Source organism: Burkholderia sp. BCC1640, assembly GCF_902833125.1.
Taxonomy (GTDB): domain Bacteria; phylum Pseudomonadota; class Gammaproteobacteria; order Burkholderiales; family Burkholderiaceae; genus Burkholderia; species Burkholderia diffusa.
The window spans coordinates 1-514 of record NZ_CADFEF010000147.1; the positions used below are offsets into that span (position 1 = coordinate 1).

Genomic DNA, 514 nt, shown 5'->3' on the forward strand with positions numbered 1-514 from the left:
CGGACGGCGCAGGTAATCCTCGTGGTGGACACTTTCGGGCAGCGTGACCGGCTCGCGCTTGACCTCGTGGTAGGGCACCAGGCTCAGCAGGTGGTCGATGCAGTTCAGGCGCGCGCGATTCTTGTCGACGGCCTGCACCACCCACCTCGGCGCCTCTGGGATATGCGTGCGCGCCAGCATCTCTTCCTTGGCGACCGTGTAGGCCTCCCAGCGGCGGCGGCTTTCCAGGTCCATCGGGCTCAGCTTCCATTGCTTGAGCGGATCCTGGATGCGCGCCTCGAAGCGCGTTTCCTGCTCCTCGTCGGTGATCGAGAACCAGTACTTGACGATCTGGATGCCGCTGCGCACCAGCATCTTCTCGAACTCGGGCACCGAGCGGAAGAACTCTTCGTACTCCGCATCGGTGCAGAAATTCATCACGCGCCCGACGCCGGCACGGTTGTACCAGCTGCGGTCGAACAGCACCATCTCGCCGCCGGCCGGCAGGTGCGCGACGTAGCGCTGGAAGTACCAC

At 64.6% G+C, this 514-nt stretch carries 1 pseudogene; it reads right to left on the reverse strand.

From position 1 onward, the window contains the following. Positions 1-514, reverse strand: a pseudogene (locus HWX25_RS32925) (polyphosphate kinase 2); the annotation flags it as partial.